The organism is Mesorhizobium sp. WSM4311, from assembly GCF_002295115.1.
In the GTDB taxonomy this organism is placed as follows: Bacteria; Pseudomonadota; Alphaproteobacteria; order Rhizobiales; family Rhizobiaceae; genus Mesorhizobium.
In genome coordinates this window covers 122,024-145,558 of sequence record NZ_NSFV01000003.1, presented here as the reverse complement: position 1 = coordinate 145,558, position 23,535 = coordinate 122,024, and the positions used below count along the sequence as shown (strand labels likewise).

Annotated in this window: 25 protein-coding genes and 1 pseudogene; 13 read left to right on the top strand and 13 right to left on the bottom strand. The window is 61.9% G+C overall.

Annotated features, from left to right (window positions below):
* Positions 1-3: 3 nt before the first annotated feature.
* Positions 4-1,389: an aspartate aminotransferase family protein gene (locus CK226_RS07935; RefSeq protein ID WP_095788130.1), complete on the bottom strand. Its 1,386-nt coding sequence runs from the start codon at positions 1,387-1,389 to the stop codon at positions 4-6.
* Position 1,390: 1 nt separating this feature from the next.
* Positions 1,391-3,031, bottom strand: a complete 1,641-nt coding sequence (locus CK226_RS07930; RefSeq protein WP_095770330.1) for a N,N-dimethylformamidase beta subunit family domain-containing protein — start codon at positions 3,029-3,031, stop codon at positions 1,391-1,393.
* 155 nt (positions 3,032-3,186) lie between these two features.
* Between CK226_RS07930 and CK226_RS07925 the strand changes: the two genes are divergently transcribed.
* Together CK226_RS07925 and CK226_RS07920 are read left to right on the top strand one after the other, a co-directional pair.
* A complete protein-coding gene (locus tag CK226_RS07925) occupies positions 3,187-3,435 on the top strand; it encodes a ParB N-terminal domain-containing protein (RefSeq protein WP_095770329.1) in 249 nt (82 codons plus the stop codon).
* 119 nt (positions 3,436-3,554) lie between these two features.
* Positions 3,555-4,040 (top strand): SRPBCC family protein, encoded by a 486-nt coding sequence (locus CK226_RS07920; protein ID WP_095770328.1) that lies wholly within the window; start codon positions 3,555-3,557, stop codon positions 4,038-4,040.
* Between the two features lie 34 nt (positions 4,041-4,074).
* On the opposite strand, the gene CK226_RS07915 is transcribed toward CK226_RS07920, so the two are convergent.
* The gene (locus tag CK226_RS07915; protein ID WP_095791532.1) at positions 4,075-5,103 is read right to left on the bottom strand and encodes a 2OG-Fe(II) oxygenase family protein; all 1,029 of its coding nucleotides are present in this window, start codon (positions 5,101-5,103) and stop codon (positions 4,075-4,077) included.
* Positions 5,104-5,211: 108 nt separating this feature from the next.
* On the opposite strand from CK226_RS07915, the gene CK226_RS07910 reads away from it, so the two are divergent.
* Both CK226_RS07910 and CK226_RS07905 read left to right on the top strand, forming a co-directional pair.
* Positions 5,212-5,610: a GFA family protein gene (locus CK226_RS07910; RefSeq protein WP_095791834.1), complete on the top strand. Its 399-nt coding sequence runs from the start codon at positions 5,212-5,214 to the stop codon at positions 5,608-5,610.
* Between the two features lie 151 nt (positions 5,611-5,761).
* Complete coding sequence (locus CK226_RS07905; protein ID WP_095770326.1) at positions 5,762-5,974, top strand: hypothetical protein; 213 nt, start codon at positions 5,762-5,764, stop codon at positions 5,972-5,974.
* A 6-nt stretch (positions 5,975-5,980) separates the two neighbouring features.
* Here CK226_RS07905 and CK226_RS07900 read toward each other — a convergent pair whose 3' ends face one another.
* On the bottom strand, positions 5,981-6,886 hold the full coding sequence (locus CK226_RS07900; RefSeq protein ID WP_095791531.1) for a hypothetical protein: 906 nt from the start codon (positions 6,884-6,886) through the stop codon (positions 5,981-5,983).
* 170 nt (positions 6,887-7,056) lie between these two features.
* Between CK226_RS07900 and CK226_RS07895 the strand changes: the two genes are divergently transcribed.
* From CK226_RS07895 to CK226_RS07885, 3 genes are all read left to right on the top strand, one after another.
* The gene (locus tag CK226_RS07895) at positions 7,057-7,929 is read left to right on the top strand and encodes an undecaprenyl-diphosphate phosphatase (RefSeq protein WP_095791530.1); all 873 of its coding nucleotides are present in this window, start codon (positions 7,057-7,059) and stop codon (positions 7,927-7,929) included.
* Between the two features lie 134 nt (positions 7,930-8,063).
* Positions 8,064-8,684 (top strand): transglutaminase-like cysteine peptidase, encoded by a 621-nt coding sequence (locus CK226_RS07890; protein WP_095788135.1) that lies wholly within the window; start codon positions 8,064-8,066, stop codon positions 8,682-8,684.
* Positions 8,685-8,809: 125 nt separating this feature from the next.
* A complete protein-coding gene (locus CK226_RS07885) occupies positions 8,810-9,601 on the top strand; it encodes a phosphodiester glycosidase family protein (protein WP_095788136.1) in 792 nt (263 codons plus the stop codon).
* On the opposite strand, the gene CK226_RS07880 is transcribed toward CK226_RS07885, so the two are convergent.
* Positions 9,598-10,227: a DedA family protein gene (locus tag CK226_RS07880; RefSeq protein ID WP_095791529.1), complete on the bottom strand. Its 630-nt coding sequence runs from the start codon at positions 10,225-10,227 to the stop codon at positions 9,598-9,600. The two genes, CK226_RS07885 and CK226_RS07880, sit on opposite strands and share 4 nt — an antisense overlap.
* Before the next feature lie 25 nt (positions 10,228-10,252).
* A pseudogene (locus tag CK226_RS07875) lies at positions 10,253-10,348 on the bottom strand (DUF1402 family protein); the annotation flags it as partial.
* 241 nt (positions 10,349-10,589) lie between these two features.
* Between CK226_RS07875 and CK226_RS07870 the strand changes: the two are divergent.
* Positions 10,590-11,663, top strand: coding sequence for a GH25 family lysozyme (locus CK226_RS07870; protein WP_095770321.1), 1,074 nt, complete (start codon positions 10,590-10,592; stop codon positions 11,661-11,663).
* 33 nt (positions 11,664-11,696) lie between these two features.
* On the opposite strand, the gene CK226_RS07865 is transcribed toward CK226_RS07870, so the two are convergent.
* From CK226_RS07865 to CK226_RS07855, 3 genes are all read right to left on the bottom strand, one after another.
* Positions 11,697-11,885: a hypothetical protein gene (locus CK226_RS07865; RefSeq protein WP_095770320.1), complete on the bottom strand. Its 189-nt coding sequence runs from the start codon at positions 11,883-11,885 to the stop codon at positions 11,697-11,699.
* A 379-nt stretch (positions 11,886-12,264) separates the two neighbouring features.
* Positions 12,265-12,672 carry a VOC family protein gene (locus CK226_RS07860; RefSeq protein ID WP_095788138.1) on the bottom strand — a complete coding sequence of 136 codons (408 nt, stop codon included), beginning with the start codon at positions 12,670-12,672 and terminating at the stop codon, positions 12,265-12,267.
* Between the two features lie 32 nt (positions 12,673-12,704).
* Positions 12,705-13,616, bottom strand: a complete 912-nt coding sequence (locus CK226_RS07855) for a LysR substrate-binding domain-containing protein (protein ID WP_095791528.1) — start codon at positions 13,614-13,616, stop codon at positions 12,705-12,707.
* Between the two features lie 104 nt (positions 13,617-13,720).
* Here CK226_RS07855 and CK226_RS34795 point away from each other — a divergent pair, with 104 nt between their 5' ends.
* From CK226_RS34795 to CK226_RS07840, 4 genes are all read left to right on the top strand, one after another.
* Positions 13,721-13,888, top strand: a complete 168-nt coding sequence (locus tag CK226_RS34795; protein ID WP_179295896.1) for a hypothetical protein — start codon at positions 13,721-13,723, stop codon at positions 13,886-13,888.
* A 19-nt stretch (positions 13,889-13,907) separates the two neighbouring features.
* Positions 13,908-14,537 carry a methyltransferase gene (locus CK226_RS07850; RefSeq protein WP_245437691.1) on the top strand — a complete coding sequence of 210 codons (630 nt, stop codon included), beginning with the start codon at positions 13,908-13,910 and terminating at the stop codon, positions 14,535-14,537.
* 144 nt (positions 14,538-14,681) lie between these two features.
* The gene (locus CK226_RS07845) at positions 14,682-15,653 is read left to right on the top strand and encodes a DUF3592 domain-containing protein (RefSeq protein ID WP_179300998.1); all 972 of its coding nucleotides are present in this window, start codon (positions 14,682-14,684) and stop codon (positions 15,651-15,653) included.
* 44 nt (positions 15,654-15,697) lie between these two features.
* Positions 15,698-16,219 (top strand): hypothetical protein, encoded by a 522-nt coding sequence (locus tag CK226_RS07840; protein WP_095788140.1) that lies wholly within the window; start codon positions 15,698-15,700, stop codon positions 16,217-16,219.
* A gap of 96 nt (positions 16,220-16,315) precedes the next feature.
* Here CK226_RS07840 and CK226_RS07835 read toward each other — a convergent pair whose 3' ends face one another.
* Positions 16,316-17,428: an acyltransferase gene (locus tag CK226_RS07835; protein WP_095791527.1), complete on the bottom strand. Its 1,113-nt coding sequence runs from the start codon at positions 17,426-17,428 to the stop codon at positions 16,316-16,318.
* A gap of 188 nt (positions 17,429-17,616) precedes the next feature.
* Between CK226_RS07835 and CK226_RS34790 the strand changes: the two genes are divergently transcribed.
* Positions 17,617-18,156 (top strand): hypothetical protein, encoded by a 540-nt coding sequence (locus CK226_RS34790; protein ID WP_179300997.1) that lies wholly within the window; start codon positions 17,617-17,619, stop codon positions 18,154-18,156.
* A gap of 26 nt (positions 18,157-18,182) precedes the next feature.
* Here the strand turns inward: CK226_RS34790 and CK226_RS34330 are convergent, their stop codons facing one another.
* The 3 genes from CK226_RS34330 to CK226_RS07825 are packed head-to-tail and all read right to left on the bottom strand — an operon-like array spanning position 18,183 to position 23,030.
* Complete coding sequence (locus CK226_RS34330) at positions 18,183-18,584, bottom strand: hypothetical protein (protein ID WP_064991506.1); 402 nt, start codon at positions 18,582-18,584, stop codon at positions 18,183-18,185.
* Positions 18,585-18,593: 9 nt separating this feature from the next.
* Complete coding sequence (locus CK226_RS34325) at positions 18,594-19,211, bottom strand: hypothetical protein (protein ID WP_142887613.1); 618 nt, start codon at positions 19,209-19,211, stop codon at positions 18,594-18,596.
* Between the two features lie 30 nt (positions 19,212-19,241).
* Positions 19,242-23,030, bottom strand: coding sequence for a vitamin B12-dependent ribonucleotide reductase (locus tag CK226_RS07825; protein ID WP_095791526.1), 3,789 nt, complete (start codon positions 23,028-23,030; stop codon positions 19,242-19,244).
* Between the last annotated feature and the right edge of the window lie 505 nt (positions 23,031-23,535).

Here is a 23,535-nt window from a genome sequence, read left to right as displayed (position 1 = left end):
TTTTTACCCCCGGCCTTCGACCGGAAGGTCGAGCTCCGATGCCAGAACCTCCAGCGAGTCGCCGATGATGGAGACGATCTCGCCGACCTGTTCGCTGGTGACGATCATCGGCGGCGCGACCATGAAATTGTCGCCGTCGATGCCACCCTTGACCCGGCGGCCATAGATGATCAGCCCGCGCTCATAGGCGAGGTCGAGCAGGCGCTGCGTCGCCTTCTTGCTCTGGTCGATCGGCCGCAGTGTCTCCGGATCGGCGACCATTTCGGCGCCCGTCAGCAGGCCTTTGCCGCGCACGTCGGCGATGAAGGGAAAGCGCTTCGCCAGCCCCTTCAGCCCGTCCATCAGCACGTCGCCCATGGCGGCGGCATTGGCGATCAGGTCGAGCCGATCCATTTCACCGAGCACGGCAAGGCCGGCGGCGCAGGCGAGCGGATTGCCGGCATAGGTATGGCCATGCTGGAAGCCCCCGGAGGCCAGCAGCGGCTGCACCAGCCGCATTGGTGCCGCCAGTGCACCGAGCGGCGCATAGCCCGAGCCCAGCCCCTTCGACAGCGCGACGATGTCGGGCTTGCAGTTCCAGTGATCGCCGCCGAGAAATTTGCCGGTGCGGCCGGCACCGCTCATCACTTCGTCATGGATCAGCAGGATGCCGTAGCGGTCGCAGATCTCGCGGATGCGCGCATAGTAGCTGTCCGGCGCGACCAGCGCAGAGGTCGCGGCGCCGCCGATCGGCTCCATGATGAAGGCAACGACACTTTCCGGCCCTTCGGCCACGATCTTGTCCTCCAGCATGTCGGCATAGCGGACGCCGCGCTGCTCCATTGAAAGATTGTCGCGGTCGCGCCAGGCGGTGGGCGCGGGCACCGTCGGCATCACCCGCATCATCGGCTCAAAGGTCTCTGCCAGGGCGTCGTCGCCGGTGACCGAGAGCGAACCCAGCGTACCGCCATGATAGGACGGGAAGCGCGTGATCACCTTCCAGCGGCTGGCCTGGCCGGTGGCAACGGCCCATTGCCGCGCCAATTTAATGCAGGATTCCGTCGCCTCCGAGCCGCCCGAGACGAAGAAGATGCGGTCCATGCCTTCCGGCAGTTTGCCGGCCAGTTCCCGCGCCAGTTCCTCCGCTGGTTCGTTTTCGAAATGCAGCCGATAGGCGAAGGTGGCGCGATCCATCTGCCGCTTCATGGCATCCAGCACATTGCGGTTGGAGTGGCCGATATTGGCGACCATCGGTCCGCTCGAGCCATCGATGAAGCGGCGGCCGTCCTGTGTCCACATATAGATGCCCTCGGCGCGGTCGATCAGCGGCCGACGCAGGCTGGAGAGATAGAACAGGTGCGACTGGCGGCGGGCTTCGGCCTCTGGAGCGGCAGGCTGGACTTTCGACATGTCAGGACTTTCCGAGATAGCGATCGAGGACATTGCGGGTGACGCGTTCGACCATCGGGTCTTGCCTTAGCAGGCCGGCCACCCATTCGCAGCTTCCGGCATGAAAGACTTCGCCCTTGCCGCGCGGGAAATTGACGATCATGCCATTGCCGCGTTTGACTTTTTCCAGATTGGCGTCGCTCGCCTCGCCGAACAAAGTCTCGGCGGTGAAGCGGCCATCCTCGTCGGTGAGGAACTGGTCCTCGATCGGGATATCAGCGCTTTCCTCGACCTGGGATGCCATTGCGACGGCGAGGACCTGCAGCCCATCCGGCGCGCCGCTGGTCGCTGTTGGGTAGGGCAGGCCGCCGCGGATCTCGAAGTCGAGCCCGTCGACCTCATAGCCATAGACATGGCTGTCGGCGCCGAGCAGGTCGCCATAGTAGATGCCGGTGCCGGCGAAGGCCCAGTGTTCCGGCCGGTAGACCGGAAAACCGCGTACACCACGCGGCGCGCAGCCGCCCCAGCCGGCATAGACGCCGCGCGTCGCGTTGAGGCCAAAGGTCGCCGAACCCGGCCGGCCGATTTCCGGCGCTTCCCAGGAATTGGTGGCACGGGTGACGTCGCCGCCGCGATAGGCAGGGTCCTCGGCGCGAGCGCGGTATTTGTAGCAGACCTGCCGCCGGCCTTCGTCCTCGAGCCGCGTCTGCCACATGAAATTGCCGGCGAAACGCGCCGCATGCCCGCCGCGCTCAACATAATTGTCGACCGCATCGCGCATTTCCCATGTCCAGTACTCGTCATGGCCGACGAAGACGGCGCAGTCGTAGCCGTCGAGAATGTCGGGCGAGACATGCAGATCGTGCTGGCTGGCGAGATCGACATGATAGCCGGCCCGCTCGGCGAAGCGGAAGAAGTGGCTGTCATAGCTCGCCCAGCCGGACGAGGCGTATTTCTTCGAATGACCGGTGGCGAGCGCCCATTCCATGTGGGGGTAGCGTGGTACCGTCTTCGGCGGCACGGCGACCTCGAGCGGCACGCGTGGCGCATCTTTTGGCAGCACGACGAAGCCGCGGCACCAGGGGCGTTGCGTCGACACAACAGGCGAATACTGGTTGCGGTCCGGCCCGGTGATGCCCTGATAGTGGTTGGAGCCGCCCCAAGTGTTGTAGGCAAGCCAGGTGCCCGTCGCCGCCACCTGCAGCACACGGCCTGGCTTCTTGCCGGTTTGGGGCGAGACGATGAAGAGGTGGTAGCCATGGATCGGCCTACCGTCATGGCCAACGGAAGTCAGCGTTACCCGATATGCACCGGACGGCCAGTCGCTCCCGACACGGAATTCAAAAGACGCTTCCCAGCCGCAACCCTCGGCGGAACATTGGTCGGGCGTGTCCTGCCAGCACGCCGCAATGCCGGATTTCTCGAACACTTTCGTCTCGGTTCCACCGTCCCGGATGATTGCCATGCTGAAGGACGGCGCTGTCGAGCTGACACGCAGCGTCACCATCTCGCCGACGCGATAGCAAAAGCGATCCGAGTAGCACCAGATTTCGCCACGCTCGCCATCCATGCCTGGCCACTCATAGTAATGGCCACGCACCGCGTGGCGGCGCTGCTCGGGCGTCAGCCCGAAATCGGGGAATTCGGTCGGCAGATGGGTCATGAGCACCGGAAAGGATCGAAGGCCGCCATTTCGGCCATCTGCCGGCCAAGCGTCAAATGGAAACGATCGGGCCAGCAATTGCTTAGCCGCCCTTGGCCGCACCCGGCAAAGCGACTATTTCAGGCGAGGCGGTATGTTCCGCCTGGGGAGCCAGTATGCTGAGAGTGCAAAAGGTCAAGGTCGACGAGATCTACGTGCCGACGGCGCGCAAGAAGACGTTGCACCCTGAGACCGTCCGCCATCTGGCCGAGGACATATTGGAGAACGGCATGAAGATGCCGATCCAGGTCCGCCACGACGGCAAGCGCCATATCCTTGTCGAAGGCCTGCACCGGCTGGAAGCGGCCAAGTGGCTCGGCGAGACCGAGATCGACGCCTATCTGGTGCAAGCCAAGCGTCACTGACACCTCCTTCGTCCTCGCGTTATTGAAAGCCTGCCGAAATTTTTTTCACTGGTCTTGTCGAGTTGCGTTCTGTCGGCTCGTCCTTGGGACGGAAGCCAGATCAAACCGAGGAGACCACCTTGACCACCAAGCTCGACATCGCCCCCGCCAATGACCGCGAACTGGTTCTCGCCCGCATCATCGATGCGCCGCGCGAGAACGTCTATCGCTGCTGGACCGACACCAGGCTTTTGACCCAATGGTTCTCTCCGAAACCTTGGACGACGCCGCGTGCCGAAATGGATGCGCGCACGGGCGGGTCGAGCCTTGTGATCATGGCCGACCCCGACGGCAATGAATTCCCCAACCCGGGCGTCTTCCTGGAAGTCATTCCCGGCAAGAAGATCGTCTTCACCGATGCCTACACGCAGGCGTGGGAGCCATCCGAAAAGCCGTTCATGACCGTCGTGCTGACCTTTGAGGACGAAGGCGAGGGCCGGACCCGCTACATCGCGCGCGTCCGCCACTGGAGTGTCGCCGGCCGCGAACAGCATGAACAGATGGGTTTTGATGCGGGCTGGGGCCAGTGCACCGACCAGCTCGAAGAGATTGCCAGGACGCTTTGATACAGGACAGCTCCGCCGACGGTCGCGTCCAGGCTCAGGAAGCGTTGGCGCGGCGCGGCTGCCTGAGATGCTTGATGCCGCTCATCTCGACGAAATTCGTCGCCGCCTCCCAGAGATAGTCGCCATAGAAAAACGGCTCGAAAGGCTCGGCGCCGCTTAGGGACAGCGGCGCGATCTCGGCGTCGACACGCGGTTCATAGAAAAAAGGGATCGAGAACCGCGCCGTCTTCGGTGCGATCACCCGATGCCGCGTCGCCCGCACACGCCCGCCGGTCCAGCGCTCCAGCAACTGGCCGAAATTGACCGCCAGCGTGCCGTCGGCGGGCGGCACGTCGATCCATTCGCCGGCGAGGTTCTTGGCCTGCAAGCCCTCGACGCCGTCCTGCGCCAGCAAGGTGACGAAACCGGAATCGGCATGCTCGCGGCCTATGATGGTGCGCGTCTCCCCCTTGTGGAGGACCGAGAAGTCAGGCCCGCTGATATCGATGCCGGCATTGGCGTCGCGCAGGGGATAGCGGATCAGGCGCAGCGTCGAGATGCCATGCTCGAAATACGGATCGAAGATCGTTTCCGGCAGGCCAAGCCCGCGCGCGATCGACCGCATCAGCGCGTTGCCGATCGTCTCCATCGCGCGGTAGTAGTTCGCCGCTGCCGCGCGCCAGCCGGGCAGGGCGCCTTCGGTCGGCAAAGGCGTCGGCTCACACAGCGGATCGTCTGATGGCAAAGCACGCGCCGCCGCGGCGATATCCGGCCCCATGTCGATGCCTTCCTTATAGGAAACGGCCGTCGGCTGCAGCGGAAACCAGCCGCGATAGACATTCTTCCTGGCCCGGTCGAAATTCCAGCGCAGCAATTTCTGCTTCTCGGTGTCGGGAAGGGCGAAGATGCGCAGCAATTGCGCCCGGCTTTCCGGCGTCAGCCAAGCGTCTCCGGGAAAATCCCGAACCGCCATCAAGCCTATTCCCGACGCGGCGGCCATGATGCGGGCGTCGGCGCGGTCGCGGCCGGGCGAGGGCGGCCCGAACAGGTCCGCGATGCCGATGGTTTCGATGTCTTGCGTCACGGCTCCCCCATCACGGTAATCGATGAAACAGTATCAAAGCTTTTCAATTGACCCAATCAGTCCTGCCATTTACCTCGGCCGCACACTCTCATCATGGATCACGGTGATATGGCTAAACATCAGGGCGGGTGCCTGTGCGGGGCGGTGCGCTACAGCGCCGACGCGGCGCCCATCAACGAACGCATCTGCCACTGCCGGCTTTGCCAGAAGGCGATCGGCGCCGCCTTCAACGCGCGCATGCTGTTTCGCATCGATGATGTGACCATCGAGGGGCCGCTGGCGGCCGTGAACACGTCGCCCGATCTCAAGCGCGGCTTTTGCCCGAGCTGTGGCACGACGATGTTTTCGCGCCGCGACTCCGCCGGCATCATCGGCATCACCACCGGCTCGCTTGACGATCCCACGGTCTTCAGGCCGCAGATGCATATCTTCACCGCCTCGAAACAGCCTTGGGTGGTGCTCGATGACGGCCTGCCGCAACATGAAGGCGCTCCGCCGCCGGGCTAGGTCTTCCTTCTCCCACAAGGGAGAAGGGAAGCGCGCGACCATGACCGAAAATTAATCCAAATCATCACGCGATAGCCGGCAAAACGTCATTGGCGGGCCATCATTGTCCTCCTATCTATGCTGCGCGGGCCGGCATTCGAGGAGACGACGGATGAACGACAGCATCAGCACCCTGGACGAGCTTTTGAGCGATCCGATGGTCCTGCTTGTCATGGAGCGCGACCGTGTGCGCCCGGAACAGGTGCGCATGCTGCTCGAACGGGTTCGCAGCCGCGCGCCCGATGACGCACGCGCCGATCAGCCGGTCGTTCCGCCGGCCCATATAGTGGCCAGAAGTTGTTTCCAGCAATGGCTGCGCAGTTAGGCGCGGTCAGTTGGAACTGGCCGGCAGATAGCTGTAGTGGCTGCGGAAATAGGCAATCTTGAAGCCGAGACGCGCATAGTTGCGATAGGCCGGGCCGTCGCGCTGCTCGTGCGGCGCCTCGATGTCGGCGACAAACAGTTTGGCGCCGGCCGCAATCCCGTCGCGCACCAACGCTTCGCCAAGCACCGCGTCGAGATCGAAGCTCGGCGCCATGATGCCCGGCACCGGTGCTTCGATGCCGCTCCAGGCCGCGCCGTCGGCACCGATGAACAACGAGCGCACCGCCGCCACGGCGCCGTCCCGCTTGGCCATATAGTGATGCCAGCCCTGTCGGCCGACCAGAGCCAGTAGCCAGGGTGAGGTGGGCAGCCGGTAGCTTTTGTCGATGAAGCCGGCCCATTCGCTTGCCGATGCCTTCGTCACGCGTTCGACCGAAACCCCATCAATCGTGAAAAGCAGCTCCGACGACAGCGGGTCGGCCTCGCGATAAATCCGCTCCCAGCCGCCCTGGCGCTGCAGGCCGCGCGCCTCGAGCCAGCATCTGAGGCGAGATGGTTCGGTGTGTGGATTGACATAGAACCATGGCCGCGAAATGCCGGCGGCGCGGTAGTGCGCCAGCAGTGCGTCGAGCTGGCTTTCCGAGGCCGGGCTGTCGACGCCGAAATTCTTCACGCAATTGAAATGGACGAACGGGATCGTCGTGCAGGTGGTCCATGCGAGGTCGCCTTCTCCCGCTATTGAAAGGCCTTGCCTTGCGGCGAAATCGGCGGGTGCTGCGGCATAGAGGTCGAGCCAGGCGTTCACCTCGGCGCGCTCGATGATACGGCTGAGGTCGCGCGAGACATTCTCGATCGCGATGGCTGGCGGGCGGGGTTCGGCTGGCGCTTGCAATTCTGACAGGGCGGTCTGCATGGCGCTCCTCCATCACCAAACTTACAATGTAAGGTTAGCAGATAATAATGTTGATGCGCGACTTGTCAACCGGGGAGACGCCTTACAAATCGGTAAATTGGATTCCGCGCATCGCGCGTCTATTGCTCGCGCGGATCGCTCTTCAAGATTCTCCGACGGAAAGGCTCGACATGGCTGACATCTGCACCCAGGGCGTGGATACGGGCTTTGTCGGCCTGGGATATGCCAAGGTCGCCTTTCTCGGCTTGGTGCAAGGCATCACCGAGTTGCTGCCGATTTCCTCGACCGCCCATATGCGCATCGTGCCGGCGGTACTCGGCTGGCAAGACCCGGGCTCCGCCTTCTCCGCCGCCATGCAGCTTGCCGCCCTTGCCGCCGTGATCAGCTATTTCTGGGGCGATGTCAGGGATCTCCTGTTCGGCTCGCTCGAGGCGCTCGCGCGCCGCGATTTTTCCGACCGGCATTTCCGGCTGGCGTCCTGGATCGTGCTGGCGACGATCCCGATCGTCATTGCAGGCGTCGCGCTATCGGGGGTTCTCAATGCCTGCAATTCGCCGCTGCGCAGCCTGAGCGTGATCGGCTGGTCGTGCATCGCCATGGCGATCCTGCTGGCTCTGGCCGAGATTTTCGCCCGCCACAAGCGCACCATCGCAGAAGCGTCGCTCGCCGATGCGCTGCTTGTCGGCGTCGCCCAGATCGGCGCTTTGATCCCCGGCGTCTCGCGCTCGGGCTCGACCCTGACGGCGGCGCTGGGGCTCGGCTTCAAGCGGGCCGAGGCGGCGCGCTTCTCGTTCCTGCTCGGGCTGCCGGCGATCGCGCTTGCCGGTCTCAAGGAACTGTGGGAACTGCACAAGGTTCATCTCGACGCCCATGGCTGGTCGGTACTTGCCACCGGGCTCGTCGTCGCCTCGATCTCCGCCTTTTTTGCCATCTGGGGCCTGATGCGGGTGCTGGAACGCTTCTCCGCCTGGCCTTTCGTCATCTATCGCGGCCTGCTCGGCGTCGTCCTGTTGCTTGGCCTTGCGATGGGATGGCTGGCTTAGCGGGCCCAGTGTTGCCTGTCGGCACCAGTTGGGCGCATGAGTCGCTCCCTAGGAGATGTGATCGCTAGGGTTGATTGACTTCGGAATGTAACCGCCCTTAACATTCTGTTAACAAAACAGGTGGGTGGGGCCGGATGGCATCCTCGATGGGTTGGCGCCGCAAGGCGAAGGGGCTGGCGGTTGCCGTGACCGTCTTCGGTTCGGTGGTGGGGTCGGCCTTTGCCGCGCCTGCCTCCATGGTTGTCGGCGGCTCGACCTCCCAGCCGATCGGCCACTATGATTTTTGCAGGATCCATGTCGCCGAATGTTCGATCCGCTCGCCCGACAGCGTGCCGGAACGCCTGACCAGCAAGCTGCTGCACGATATCTCGGCTGTGAACCTCTCCGTCAACACGCGCGTCAAGCCGATGAGCGACATGGATAATTACGGCAAGGACGAGTGGTGGGCCTATCCGGAAAACGGTCTTGGCGACTGCGAGGATTACGCGCTGGAAAAGCGGCGTGAGCTCAACAGCCTGGGCATTGCCATAGCCAATCTTTTGATGACGGTGGTTCGCAAGCCTGATGGCGAGGGTCACGCCGTGCTGACGGTGCGCACCGACAAGGGCGACTTCATCCTCGACAATCTGACCGACAAGGTCCGCCTCTGGAACCAGACGAGCTATCGCTACCTGAAGCGGCAGGCGAGCGACAACACCGGTCACTGGGTCTCGATTCTGGGTGGCGACGAACAGCTGGTCAGCGCCGTCAAATAGTCGGGTCGGCTCCGCCGCGTCCGAGCATGAACCTCTTCGATCCGATCCTTTCGTGCCGGTCTTCCATGGTGCCGGCAAGTGGTGATAACCACCACAACTGATTGAAGCTGGCATCCGCAGGGCACATGGACTTTCTGACACTTCTGAACTCGGCGCCCCTGCTGCTGGGCCTGGTCAAAGCCGGGGTGCCGCAGGCCGTCGCCGGCACGATGGCATTCAGCCAATGGTTCGGTTCGCTGCCGCCATGCCGCGACTTTGCTTTCGAGGCGACCAGCTATCTCGTCTGCGAGGTCGATCCGAAACTGTATTCGATCGAACTGTTCTGGAAGGATCCGGCCGGCAAGCCATTTCAGTCGCTGCACAATCTCGATGCTGCCCAGCGCGCGGCCGGCCGCACCATGCTGTTCGCCGTCAACGCCGGCATGTATCATCCGGACCTCAGGCCGGTCGGCCTCTATGTCGAGCGTGGCCAGGAAATGGCCGGCGTGAAGACGGGATCGGGAAGCGGCAATTTTTCGCTGCAGCCGAATGGCATCTTCTACATCAGCGGCGGCATGGCAGCGGTCCGCGCGACCAGGGACTTCGTCAGGAAGCGGCCGTCCACCGACTATGCCACGCAATCGGGACCGATGCTGGTGGTCGACGGCCAGCTTCATCCGAAATTTCAGTCCGATGGCACCTCACGCAAGACCCGCGACGGCGTCGGGGTGCGCAAGGACGGCGTCGCGGTCTTTGCCATTTCGAACGGCACGGTGAATTTCCATGCATTTGCCCGGCTGTTCCGCGATGCGCTCGGCTGCGACAATGCGCTGTTTCTCGACGGCACGATATCGAGCCTGTTCGCGCCTGCCATCGGCCGCAACGAAGATTACTGGAATCTGGGGCCGATGATCGGCGTGTTCAGGAAGCGCGGCTAGACGCGGGCGGCTCGCCTGCTCCGGAGCTTGAGCGCGATCACTGTTACGATGATCAGGGCTGCCACACCGATCGCCGCCAGCCCGAACAGGCTGGTCACGTCGAGCTCGGGGATGCTGCCGGCGCCCTTGGCCACCAGCCAACCCGGCGACAGCACGACCGGCGCCCAGATGATCGCTGACAGGATGTTGGCGACCTGGAAGCGGCGCCGGTACATGCCCATCATGCCGACGACCAGCGGCACGGTGGCGCGGACGGGGCCGAAGAAACGGCCGACGAAAACCGCTGCGAAGCCATAACGATGGAAGAACAGCCGCGCCCTGGCGACCTCGCGGCCGTAACGGTTCAGCGGCCATTTATGGACGACGCCGCGCCCCAGCCATCTGCCGAGAAAGTAGGAGATGGTATCGCCGAGCGCCGCCCCGATCATCGCGGCCAGAAGGACGGGCAAAGGCTGTACGATGCCGGCCCCGACCAGGCCGCCGACGATTATGAGCACCGTGGTGCCGGGCAAGAGGATGCCGACCAGCACGAGCGACTCGCCGAAGGCCAGCAGCCCGACCATGATCCCGGCCCACGCCTGATGGTTCTCGATGAAACAAACGCTCTGGTCGATGAACGCCTGCACGCAAGCTCCTGTTTAAAAGCGTTTCTCAGCTGCCGCTGTCGAGCAGGCTTCTGAGTTCGTCGAGCTTGTCGTCGACGAGCCAGCCGTAATAATTCTCGACCGGCAATTTGCGGCCCTTGCCATCGGACGCCATTTGAAGAAATCGTCGGAAATGCCTGCGGCAATCGCAGCCTCCCGTCTCAACAGCCACATCATGGCACTGTCAAGGCTGGCCCGGCGGCGTCGACGGCGAATGTCTGAAACGGGTCACAGTCATGGTAAAAAACTTGATTCAAACTTTATTGGTAATTTCTCGTTCATAACTGGCGCTGTTGTCCGTCGGCCGTTGCCTTCGGTCTGTTGTGTTTTGAGTACAGGTCCAGATGCGGTTACCAGGCGCCATCAGTTTCGTGATCGCATCGCTGTGCCTCGCCGGCTGCTCTTCGACATCGGGCATGGACGCGCTCGACATGCAGAAGCCGTCGAACGAAACCACCAGTTCGGTGGTGCGGCCAAGCGCACCGATCACATCCGTTCCAGTGAGCAAGGCCAGCAATGCTCGCAAGCTGGCCGAGGCCGCGCCCGAGGACGCTCCTGATCGGCCCTTTGGGCTGGCGGAGGAAGAAACCGTGGCGCTTTCGGCGCCCGAATTGCCGGACAATGTCGATCCGCCCGTCGAGCCCGCGGCCCTGGTCTCGCCACCGAAACTTTTGTCGCGTGCCGCACCGGCGATGCTTGCCGGCCCCGTCACGCGCTACGGTTTTCGCGATGCCAAGCCCATCAATTTCGGCCGGGCCTCGCCCCGGCACCTTGCCGTGCACGGGGTTGACGTGTCGCGCTGGCAAGGCGACGTGAACTGGGAAAAGCTGCGCGCCCAGGGCGCCAACTTCGCCTACATCAAGGCAACCGACGGCGGCGACCATCTCGATCCGATGTTCATGAGGAACTGGCGCAATGCCGATGCCGCCGGGCTGAAGCGCGGCGCCTATCATTTCTTCTACTGGTGCCGCACCGCCGGCGAGCAGGCCGACTGGTTCATCCGCAACGTGCCGAAGGTCGATGGCGCCCTGCCGCCGGTGATCGACGTCGAATGGAACGGCGACTCCAGCTGCAAGCGGCGCCCGTCACGTGAAAAGGTGCTGGAGAAGATGCAGGTGTTCATGGACAAGCTTGAACGTCACTACGGTCAGCGCCCGATCATATACACCGCCCCCGATTTCTATCGCGACAACCTCCAGGGCGCTTTCCTCGACTACCCGTTCTGGCTGCGCGCGGTGGCGCGGCACCCGTCAAAGGTCTATCCCGGCCGCAAATGGCTGTTCTGGCAGTATTCCGGATCTGGCCTGTCGCACGGCGTGACCGGCCGCGTCGACCTCAACGTCTTCCATGGCGACGAGCGGCAATGGCGCGCCTGGGCCGGCGGCGGCGGCCGTCAGATGATGGCCGACGCGGATTAGGGTTCGCGTCGCCATTCGTTCAGGTCCTGCCGTCTATTGGAGCTGGTTGCTCCCGCCATTCCTGTCCTCGCTCAGCCGCAGCTTTCTCCGCAACGCCATGATCTCGGCAATCGCGGCATCGATCATGGTGAGAAGCGTAATCGTATCGTGCTGGGTGGGATCGGCTCTGACATAGGCGAGCTGGTTGACGATGTCGGTGTCGTCCTCGTTTTCGTCGCTCATGTCCGTTTTCCGGTTGTTATCTTCCAAACGTTCTCATTCGATCCGATCCGTCGTCAAATTGCACCTATATCACTTCGTCGTGTGAATGGTCGCCCATCCAACCGGTCCGACCGCCTTATTTTGGACGACGGCGACGCGATTCGTCGAAGGTGGCAAAAGCCAGAACCGCGGAAAATGATGCGAAGCTGAACAGGACTGCGGCGATAACCATGAGGTCGTAAGTCGACACGTTCGTTCTCCCTGGGATGATGGCCAAGGAGCAAGGAGACCGCACGGGCGATGCATCCGCGTTGATCTGGATCAACCGATCGGCAGATGCCGTGCACAGCAGGGGGTGACCGTGGCCGAGGGCGCAGAGAGGCGAGATTCATTATGCCCGTCATCCTCGACTCGTATTGGCGCCCTTGGATGAAGCCGCGGTCTCGTTGATCATTGCCTCGATGTTGTAGCCATCGGGGTCGAGTACGAAGCAGGCGTAGTAATTCTCCGCATAATCGGGACGCGGGCCGGGCGCGCCATTGTCTTGGGCGCCGGCTGCCAGCGCCGACTGGTGGAACGCATCGACCTCTGCCTTGCTGCGGACGCGGAAGGCAACATGCAGATGGGTGAGCGGCGGCGCCTCGCCTGTTCGCTGGATCTCGAACAGGCAGCCACTGCCGACGTCGAAAGCCCAGAACACGCCCTCCTTGCCGAAGGACAGGCAATAGCCCAGGGGCGCGAAAGCGCGTTCGTAGAAGAGCTTGCTCTTCTCCAGGTCGGACACTTCGATGGTTATGTGATCGATCATCTGGTCCTCTGTTGCGCGTGAACCTTGTAAGCCTAAGTCTGGCGCTCTTCCTGCGCCCGAATCTCGGCGGTCTGGGCCAGCACCCAATCCCGGAACACCTTGATCTTCGGCACGTTGCGTCGGCTTTCCAGGTGCACCAGCCAATAACCGTCGCCGTCGGATCCGAGGACTTCGAAGGGCTGTATCAACTGGCCCTTCGCCAGCAGGGCGCTGTAGATATTGCGGGTGAGGATGGCCGCGCCCCGATCGGTCAAAGCCGCCATTGCGTCGTAGGCCTGCGACCCCAGCATCGGACCTGCGATGACGCGATCGGGCTCGAAGGGTAGGCCGGCGGCTTCGAACCAGATCTTCCACCAAGGATCGTCGGCGCAGCACAGCGGCACCTTGTAGAGATCCTCGGGCTGGCGGATGCCGCCCACGCTTTCGGCCAGTCTTGGGCTGAGCATGGGCGTGTAGTCGGCCTTGAACAGATAGTGCGCGGTCAGACCGGGCCAATTTCCGGCGCCTGTCCGGATCCCGATGTCCATGTCCTCGCGTGTGAAATCGACCAGCCGGGGCGATGTATTGACCTTCACGGCAAGGTCTGGATGCATCAGCTGGAATGTTCCAAGCCACACGGCCAGCCAGTTCGTCGCGAAGGTTTCCATGGTCGTCACCGATAGCACTCCGGTCGCTCCGCCCTTTGTGGCGACCCACGCATCGGCCAGGGCCGAGAACGCGCCGGATGCATGCGGCGCCAGCTGTTGTCCGGCCACGGTCAAGGCAATCTGCCTTGTTTTTCTTATGAAAAGTGGCGTTCCGGCGCGCTCCTCCAGAACCTTGATCTGATAGCTGGCCGCCGATTGGGTCATGCCGAGTTCTTCGGCCGCCTTGGTGAAACTGCCCAGCCGCGCGGCGGCTTCAAACACCCTGATAGCCCCCAATGGTGGTAGTTCCCAACTCATGACGCATCAGTCCTCCTGATGCATGGTACGCGACGTTCGATTGGAAGCCAAGGCCGCGAACAGGCATGCTCTGGTCATCAACTCCAACACGAAAGGACAGGGCAATGACCACCACCCTCTACGACACGCTTCGTCGCCCGATGCTCGATCTCTTCACCGCTCCGTTCAGGCCCCGCAGGCGCGGCCTGCTTGACCAGCGTTCGCTGTCGGATCATTTCCTGCGCGACATCGGCGTCCTCGACGGACACGTGCCTCCCGGCACCATTCGCTGAAGAAGCTTTTTTGGCGCACATGGATACAAGGGAGGGCAAGATGGATGTGTTGTCGCAGGCCCTGGCGAAGAGCCGTCAAACGATCAGTGCCTACGAGGATTATGCGGATCGCTACGATGCCATCGTGCGGCATGTTCCCAACGACAGAGAGCAGGCATCGCTGAAGCGCCTTGTGGCGATTGCCGGCACGTCAGGCCGGATTCTGGAAGTCGGGTCGGGAGCGGGCTACGATGCGGACTTTCTGGAGGGCCTGGGTGTCAAGGTTCGCCGCACCGACGCGACAAAACGGTTTCTCGAGCTGCAGGCCGCGCGCGGCAAGCATGGTGAGCTTCTCGATCTCCTCACCGACGATCTCGGCGGCCCCTATGACGCCGTCCTGGCGCTCGCCGTCCTGATCCATGTGCCGCGCGACCAGACCGACCAGGTGCTTGCCAGGATAGCTCGGTCGCTGCGGCCAGGCGGCGCCTTCCTCGTATCGATGCGCAACGGCGATGGCGAGACGGACAGCAGCTATCATACGGTCTTGTGGCGTCGGGACGACTTCGCGGCCCGTCTCGAAGCCGCCGGGCTGGTCCTTCTCAGGGACGATTTCAACGTGGGCCGCAACAGCGAGGAATGGAACACCTTCCTGGCTGTCAGGCCGTCGTGAAGGGATCTTCTTCCATCTCCTGCAAGGGGAGAAGGAGAGGGCGCGCGTTACGCCCGGCCGCTCATCTCTCGACTTTGCGAATAAGCGAGACATTGCCGCCGCAGTGCTGTCTAGTGCCTGTTCCTGCACTCCGGGGGGATCAGGGTGGAGCTGGAACTCAAATTTCTGCTTGTCGGCTTTGCCTGCGCGGTCTCCGGCATGCTGTCGCTCATCACTATCGTGAAATGGCGGGAGGTGCAGGCGCTGAGCCGCTGGTTGCCGACGCCGGGAAAGATCATCTCGTCGCGCGTCGAGGCGCGTGAGGTCAGAAGCTCGAGCGCTGGCTCGGACAGCACCGATACCACGGAGATGCGCAATTTCCCGGCCATCACCTTCGAATATAAGGTCGGCGGCAAGAAATTTCAAAGCTCGCGCTACAGCGTGAAGGAAAATTTGGGGAACTTTGAAGTCCGCGAAACCCTTGCGCAGTTTCCCCGCGGCGCGGAGGTGACCGTCTTTTACAATCCGGCCGATCCGAGCAAGGCCGTGATCGAGCGCACCATGCCGGACGGCGCCTTCAAGTTCATGTTCCAGCTCTCGGCCGGGTTGGTGATCGGCACGGCGGTTCTGGTGTTTTCCATCGGCGGCGTGCTTGAGGCGATCCGGCCGCATCTGCCCAAGCCGCAAAACCTCGGCGCCGCGGCATTGCTGCTGTTCATGGGCCTGTTCGCTCTGCGCATGGGCTTTGCCCAGAAGTCGCTTGCCGAGCAGGCGGCAAAATGGCCGGTCGCCGCCGGCCGCATCGATGCCTCAGGCCTGCAGGCGCTGCGGACCTATTCAGGCTATCAACGCTGGCGCACGGTTTTCAAATCTCGCATCGTCTACAGCTATGGCGTCGCCGGCCAGCGCTACAGCGCCGACCGCGTCACCTTCGGCGCGACCGTCACGGCTTCGCTGCCCGGCCTCGTCAGCGGCCAAGCGCGGCGCTATGCGGAGGGCAGCAAGGTCGACGTGCACTATGATCCCGCCAACCCTGGCTCGGCGGTGCTCGAATGCCGGGTGCGTGGGCTCTGGCTGCTGTGGGTCTGTTCGGCAGGATTTCTCGGCGGCGCTGCCTTTCTGGTCGGGCTGGTGTGAGGGCGGATTTTTTGGCTTCGACAACGCTTTCCCGGAGACATCCAGTGATCGTTCGCAAACTGGCTTGCGTTTTCTTGGGCCTGCTCGGCCCGATCCAGGTGACGAATGCCAAGGAATGCCTGCTGAGCCACGCCACCTACCGCGAGCCGCGCTCAGGCGCGGTTCTGCAATTCCGGCCGCTGGACAATGAGCCGGCGGCGCTGACGGCGCAGGTGTTCTCGCTGAGCGTGCCAAACACCGATAAAAACCTGCCGGCCGATATCACTTGGACCAACGGCAAGAATTCCTTTCCGCTCGGCACCATCCGCCACGCCTGCACCGACGATGATCGCGAAGCGGGCCTGCAGGATAGCAGCGGACTGTGCAGGATATGGGACGGTCAGGTCTATGCCTTGACCGGCGGCGGGGCCGAACAGTTGAATTCGCGCGAAGCGACGCCGGCGCCGAAAGGGCTGCTGTTGCCCGATTTCGGTGTGGCTTTCACCGAATGGGCCGATTTCGCCAACGCCAATCCGGACGGCTCGGCCTGGGATGCCTTCATTCTGACAGGGTGCAGCGATGACTAGCGTCGTGAGATCGATCAGGTTGCGTTGCGTGCAGGCGCCTAGACCAGTGCTCCTGCCGCTGGCAACCCACCTCCTGTCTCGCCTGCGAAGGTTACGCTAAGTCCGCGCCACTGGGCGGTTCCTTCTGGCGTGCGCGGATCCTGCCGATGCGATGTGATCGATGGCGGACGTCAAACCGCGGATAAGCGGCTTGCGTAGCGGCGATTCGACAAAGCGCCAGATCAAGAAGGAGGCAAGGAGCACCGCGAGCAAAACGACAAAGAACGCAGCGTTCTTGCCGATAAACGGGGCCAGCGCGTTGAGAGAGAGATAACCTATGTACTGGTGCAGAAGATAAAGTGGGTAAGTCAATCCGCCGAGCATCAGAACGGTCTTCGAAGGGGCCACGCGGGAGCGGATCAGGAGTGCACCTGCGAAAATCCCAAAGACAAATCCATTGGCGACCAGGAGAGCGGGATAGGGAATGGCCGTTCCGTAATGTTCCTGCATCCAGCCCTGATTGAATGTGATCGTCTGGCACGACAACAGGAACGCTGCGACAAGAAGGATGAGCGCTGCCGGCGAACGACCTTTTGCGACAACCTGTTGGGCCAAAATGCCGACGGCAAAAAAAGGCGCGTAGCTTGTGATAAGCAAAATTCGTATCGCCGTGTTCCCGAAGAAGAGCTCATTTCCTGCCGAAATCACGAGCCAGATGGCAACGATCGCCAACTTCCAACGCTGGAAGGCACCCGCAAAAATAAGCATCGCAACCCAGCCATAGAATACGATCTCGAGCATGATCGACCAGTAGACACCGTCCATGGACGGCCTGCCGAATGCCCGGGCGAACATGGAAAGATTGGCGACATAGGTCGAAAAATCTGTCGGAAATCTAGGGTTGTCGGCGATCGAGAGAACGACAAACGTCAAGGTCATGCAGAGCAGAAATCCAGGATAAAGCCGCACAAAGCGCGCGACGGCGAAATCCTGCCACTTTCGCCCCTCAGCCGACCACGTGATGACAAAACCGCTGATCAGGAAAAACAGATTGACACCGAGATAGCCATAGATGGCAAACGGGGCAGCCACAGGATATCCAGCGTCGACATCTCCGGCAATCGGTCCCCGATAAAGGTAGTGAAAGCACACAACCGCCAAGGCTGCGATCAATCGTAGAAGGTCGAGTGATGCCAGGCGCGATGAGTTGGTGTTGCCAACCATTTCCATTGCCCCTCCTCGCCATACAGGGCCCTTTGACCCTGACCAAAAGCCTGATCCCAAGGCTTCGGCGTCACAGAGAGGTCTATCGAGCGCCAATCGATAGTGCTTGTCGCTTCGGGCTAAATCATCGTGCGTTTGCATGAGTTCGGCCTCGCCAGAACGGGGCCAAAGGTTCACAACGCTCTCACAATAAAATGCGCGTGGTCTGGGAAAATATGGGCGACAAGACGATCGGCCTTGCCGCTTGGGCGCACCGCTGCGACTTCGGCTTCCGCCAGATCCATTTCGAATTCGCCGGCAACGCGCTCTCTATCAAATACAGCGATGGCGGCGCGGCCGACCCGCTGGTCGAGGTGTTCGACATCAAGTCAGGCGAAACCGCCGGGGCCGCCATGCGGCGCCTGTTCCTGGAAAAGACTGACAAGGCCGTCAGTTCGCGCTGCGTGCTGGCGCCCTACACGGAGGGGACCGTGCCCGCCGGCATCAAGCGCTATACATTCAGCCCCGACGCCGCCTATGCGAAAGAACTGAAAGCACTTGCTGACCCCGACGAGGTTCCGGAACCGCCCTGCGGCGACAGGGGCGAAATGCCCGACGGCATCCAGTATTTCGAGGTGCCGGCGGGTGAGGGGCGGAAAGTGCTGTTTGTCCGGATAGGCCAGGACGAACCGCTGTTTGACGAGCAGACGCTGCGGGTGTTGCCGGCGGTTACAAGTAGGGATTACTTCGCGTGACGCGAAGGGCGGCCAGTTGATTTCATCTAACCGTGCGAGGCCATTGACGGAAAGTCTCTGACCTCAACGTTGTCGCTTTGAGCAATATCGATAGCCCTTTGATATGCGACACGCTTCTCATCATCGAAAACTTTGTCTCCAAAAACGCAAAGAGCCTCCTCTACGATCTTTACGAGTGCCAAAAATTCTTGGCGTTCTGAATGATAGTTTCTTTTGAGATGACGAAGATAAAAGTGCCTGAAGCCTTTAAGTTTGAATCCTATAGGCGAGCGATCTTCCATTGCCAGTATCAGGGTTAGGAAGTCATCGACACGGCGGTAAACGCTTGGCGAGTCTACCCGCACATATTCAAGGCTGTCGGACTGCTCGTAGTAGATGGCACATGGCCGATAGCTGCCGATCGTACCTGTCCTATCTATGTTTCCCATAGCGTCAGTTCACCACATTTGTCGTCGGTAGCGCTCCGCAAAATTTACGGGCAAGTTCGGCGAGTCACTGTCCGCTTCGACAAACTCCCAATGTGTGACAACACCGATTGCGCCATTGGCTACTTTCGAGCATTTTCCTACCGGACGGCCCTGAGGATAGTCGAGCCGTACGTATGTTACATGTACCACATCCTCTGGCACGCGTGACGGCTTGATCACACAGCCGAGACTTGGATCATACACGAAGAATATGGCAGGCTTTGATACGAAAACGTAAAAATCAAACCCCTTGTCATCGTTCCCTGCAGGGCGCTTGATACCACGGAAGCAGGCGTGTGCACCAAGCAGCGACGAGAGTTTGTGCGCTTCCGCTGTTTTTCCCCATTTTGATAACGCGTTATTCACAGGCGGTATCTCGCCTAACACGACGCTCCAGAGATCCAGAAGCGGCTGCTTCCTGCCAAGGTCCAACGCCTTCCGGGCGTCGTGTTGGGCAACTCGATAAACGACGTTGTCTGTTTTTTCGAAAGGTGATCTGCCGATAACTGCAGAGGGAATATCAAGCCACCGGGCGGGCGCTTGCCCGCCCCCGTCGATTACGCGAAACGTGTGAGGAGGCTTGTCCATGGTCGAATTCCGCGTCGACCTAGACCTTCCTCAGCTGCACCCGCTCGTCGCGCCGCACGTGTCGCACTTCTCACAGGTCCCGTTCCGCACCATCGTGAAATTCTGGCATTCGGAGCAGGAATTGCCGGTGTAGCCTTGCAGCAGTGACTTGGCGCGGCGGTCGGCGGCGAGTTTCTTCGCTTCGGCGGCTTCGTTCGCAGCCGCATCGGTGAACAGCGCCGCCGTCGCGTCCGAGGCTACCGAAGCAGAGCCCGCCGCTTCCTCGAAGGCGATGTCCTCGGCCAGTTCCTTGGCCCGCTCCTCATAGTCGCGCTTGTAGGCGATCGCCTCGTCGCTGGCCGGCTTCAGGGCCAGCACGTTGGAGCCGGAGAAGGCGGTGGGCGCCGAGCGGGCAGGGGTGCCGGTCGAGCCGCCGGCAAAGCCCTTCGGCTCGTTGCCGATCGCCCTCGACACCAGCTTCACCGGCGAACCGCGGGTCAGGCCCTTGGAAACGGCGTCGGTCTTGCCTTCGCTGATGCCGCGGCCAAGTGCGGTGTTGGAGAAGTCCGACTGGTCGACATGGGCGAGGTCGTTGCGGCCGAGATAGGAGATGGCCAGTTCGCGGAACACGTAGTCGAGGATCGACGTCGCGCTCTTGATGGCATCGTTGCCGATGACCATGCCGGCCGGCTCGAACTTGGTGAAGGTGAAGGCGTGCACATATTCGTCGAGCGGCACGCCGTATTGCAGGCCGAGCGAAATGGCGATGGCGAAGTTGTTGAGAAGGCCACGCAGCGTGGCGCCTTCCTTGTTCATGTCGATGAAGATCTCGCCGAGGCGGCCATCATCATATTCGCCGGTGCGCAGGAAGATGGTGTTGCCACCGATCTTGGCCTTCTGGGTGTAACCCTTGCGGCGGCCGGGCAGCTTTTCCTGCTCACGCGACACGCGCTCGATGATGCGCTCGACGATCCGCTCGGTGATCTGCGCCGCGCGCGCCGCCTGCGGGGACGCGATCAGTTGCTCGACGGCTTCGTCCTCATCCTCCTCGCCATCGGCGAGCAGCGAGGCGTTGAGCGGCTGCGACAGCTTCGAGCCGTCGCGGTAGAGCGCGTTGGCCTTCAGCGCCAGCTTCCACGACAGCATGTAGGCGCCCTTGGCGTCCTCAACCGTCGCATCGTTGGGCATGTTGATGGTCTTGGAGATGGCGCCGGAGATGAAGGGCTGTGCGGCCGCCATCATCTGGATGTGGCTGTTGATCGACAGCGAGCGCTTGCCGATCTTGCCGCAGGGGCTGGCGCAGTCGAACACGGCGAGGTGTTCGGCCTTGAGGAAAGGCGCTCCTTCCAGCGTCATGGCACCGCAGACATGGATGTTGGCGGCCTCGATGTCCTTCCTGGAGAAGCCCATCGCCGGCAGCATCTCGAACGAGAAGTCGTTGAGCTGCTCGTCGGTGAACCCAAAAGTCTCCTTCACCCAGTCGGCACCGAGCGTCCACTGGTTGAAGACGAACTTGATGTCGAAGGCCGACTTCAGCGCCGCATTGAGCGCGGCGATCTTGTCGTCGCTGAAACCCTTGGCCTTGAGCGAGCCGGGGTTGATGCCGGGCGCCTGGTTGAGATTGCCGTGGCCGACCGCATAGGCCTCGATCTCGGCGATCTGGCTCTCGGAATAGCCGAGCGTGCGCAGCGCTTCCGGCACGGCGCGGTTGATGATCTTGAAATAGCCGCCGCCGGCGAGCTTCTTGAACTTCACCAGCGCGAAGTCGGGCTCGATGCCGGTGGTGTCGCAATCCATGACCAGGCCGATCGTGCCGGTCGGCGCGATCACAGTTGCCTGTGCATTGCGGTAGCCATGCTCCTCGCCGAGCTCGATGGCGCGGTCCCAGGCGGCTTTCGCATGTTCGGCAAGCGCCTGCTGCTTGAGGTCGGAGGCGACCAGCGGCACCGGATTGACGGCGAGCTTCTCATAGCCGTCCTTGTCGCCATAGGCAGCGCGGCGATGGTTGCGCATGACGCGCAGCATGTTCTGGGCGTTGCGGTCATAGTCGGGGAAGGCGCCGAGTTCGGAGGCCATTTCCGCCGATGTCGAATAAGCCACACCAGTCATGATCGCGGTGAGCGCGGCGCAGATGGCGCGGCCCTCGTCGGAATCATAGGGAATGCCCGAGGTCATCAGCAGGCCGCCAATATTGGCATAGCCGAGGCCGAGAGTGCGGTATTCGTAGGAGAGCTTGGCGATCTCCTTCGACGGGAACTGCGCCATCATCACCGAGATTTCCAGCACGATGGTCCACAGACGCACGGTATGCTCGTAGGCGGCGATGTCGATCGTGCCGTCGGCGTTGCGGTAGGGCAGCAGGTTGATCGATGCGAGGTTGCAGGCCGTGTCGTCGAGGAACATGTATTCCGAGCACGGGTTGGAGGCCCGGATCGCACCGGCCGAAGCGCAGGTGTGCCAGTCGTTCATCGTCGTGTTGAAATGCAGGCCCGGATCCGCCGACGCCCAGGCGGCATAGCCGATCTTTTCCCACAGGTCCCTGGCCTTCAGCGTCTTCAAGACCTTGCCGTCCTTGCGGGCGGTCAGGTGCCAGTCGGCATCGTCCTCGACGGCGCGCAGGAAATTGTCCTTCAGCGACACCGAATTGTTGGAGTTCTGGCCCGAAACGGTCAGGTAGGCATCCGAATCCCAGTCGGTGTCGTAGGTCTTGAACGACATCGAGGTGTAGCCCTGCTTGGCGAACTGGATGACGCGGTAGATGTAATTCTCCGGCACCGCCGACTTCTTGGCTGCCTTGATCTCGCGCTTCAGGGCCGTGTTGATGGCCGGATCGAAGCAGTCCTCGCCATTGCCTTCGCAATTGACGCAGGCCTTCATGATGGCTTCGAGATGCTTCTTGACGATCTTGGAGCCGGTCACCAGCGAGGCGACCTTCTGCTCTTCATTGACCTTCCAGTCGATGAATTCCTCGATATCGGGGTGGTCGGCGTCGACGATGACCATTTTCGCCGCGCGGCGCGTTGTGCCGCCCGACTTGATGGCGCCCGCAGCGCGGTCGCCGATCTTGAGGAAGCTCATCAGGCCGGACGAGCGGCCGCCGCCCGACAGCTTTTCGCCTTCGCCGCGCAGCAGCGAGAAGTTCGAACCGGTGCCCGAGCCATATTTGAACAGGCGCGCCTCGCGCACCCACAAATCCATGATGCCGCCCTCGTTGACGAGGTCATCCTGAACGCCCTGGATGAAGCAGGCATGCGGCTGCGGGTGCTCGTAGGAGGACTTCGACTTGGTCAGCTTGCCAGTGAAGGGGTCGACATAGAAGTGGCCCTGGCTCGGACCGTCAATGCCGTATGCCCAGTGCAACCCAGTGTTGAACCATTGCGGCGAATTCGGCGCGACGCGCTGGGTGGCCAGCATATAGGCGAGCTCGTCGCGGAAAGCGCGCGCGTCTTCCTCCGACTTGAAGTAGCCGCCCTTCCAGCCCCAGTAGGTCCAGGTGCCGGCCAGCCGGTCGAAGACCTGGCGGGCGTCGATCTCGGAACCGTAGCGCTCGGCTTCCGGCAGCTTGACCAGTTCGGCTTCGTCGGCGACGGAGCGCCACAGGAAGGAGGGGACGTCGTTCTCCTCGACCTTCTTCAGCCGCGCGGGCACGCCGGCCTTGCGGAAATATTTCTGCGCCAGGATATCGGCGGCGACCTGGGAGAACTGCGCCGGCACATCGATGTTGTCGAGGCGGAACACCACCGAGCCATCCGGATTCTTGATCTCGGAAAGCGCCTTGCGGAATTCGATCTCCGCATAAGCCGATTGCCCTTGCTTGGTGAAGCGACGCTCGATGCGCATTGGTTCGGTCCTTTTGTCTATATATAGCGCTTTTCCCCAGGGATTTCTCCCCCTGATGCGAAACGCGCATGTCCGCCGTCTGCCGGCGTTCGAAAACGGCCGGCTCTCCATTCCGCGATCTCCCCCAGCACTTGCGGCCTGGGCTTCTCGTGAAGCCTCTGTCACAACGCGCCGGCGAACCCTGCGGGTCCCTCAAATCTGATTTTTTCGATTCCCTCACTCGAGGGAAATTCACACTATCTAGCGTCGAACCTACCTGCAAACACTAAATATAGTATTAACAGACAATTTATTCCAGTCCGACAATTCTCCCTTTCGTCGCCCCGCCACCCCACAATCCCAACGCTTCCGCCGGCCTCGTAAACGGGCGGAAATGCGGGCAAAAACGCACATAATCCGGGAAAAAGACCGGGCTCAGAACTTTCCGGTCGCGCTCTCAACAGGAGCACATGGCCTATAAAAGGCGACTCGTTTTGCGCCGTCAAGGATTCGTTTGCGTAGCTTT